Raw genomic sequence first — 351 nt, 5'->3', positions numbered from 1 at the left:
GTCGCGGATCAGGCGCTGACGGTGACGTTGCGGCAGATCCACGAGACCTCCCGCGGAACCTACGGGGTCCGGCGGGTGCATGCCGAGCTGCGGCTGGGCCGTCACCTCGCGGTGGGACATGGTCGTGCGGAGCGGTTGATGCGACTGGCCGGGCTGCAGGGCGTCCACCACCGGCGGTGGCGGCGCGGCCCGGCGGGACGATTGCCGGCCGTGTTCGAGGACCACGTCCAGCGCCGCTTCACCACCGACGGCCCGGACCGGCTCTGGGTGACCGACATCACCCAGCACCGCACCGGCGAGGGATGGGTGTACTGCGCGGCCGTGATCGACGTGTTCTCCCGCCGCTGCGTC

At 72.6% G+C, this 351-nt stretch carries 1 protein-coding gene; it reads left to right on the top strand.

Going from position 1 to position 351, the window contains the following annotated elements; genetic code table 11:
• On the top strand, positions 1-351 hold a 351-nt coding region (locus tag FJ658_RS04245), incomplete at both ends, for an IS3 family transposase (RefSeq protein ID WP_141144139.1).

The organism is Schumannella sp. 10F1B-5-1 (genome assembly GCF_006517535.1).
In the GTDB taxonomy this organism is placed as follows: domain Bacteria; phylum Actinomycetota; class Actinomycetes; order Actinomycetales; family Microbacteriaceae; genus Schumannella.
The sequence above is the reverse complement of the archived record's forward strand: the minus strand, read 5'-3'. Positions and strand labels throughout refer to the sequence as shown.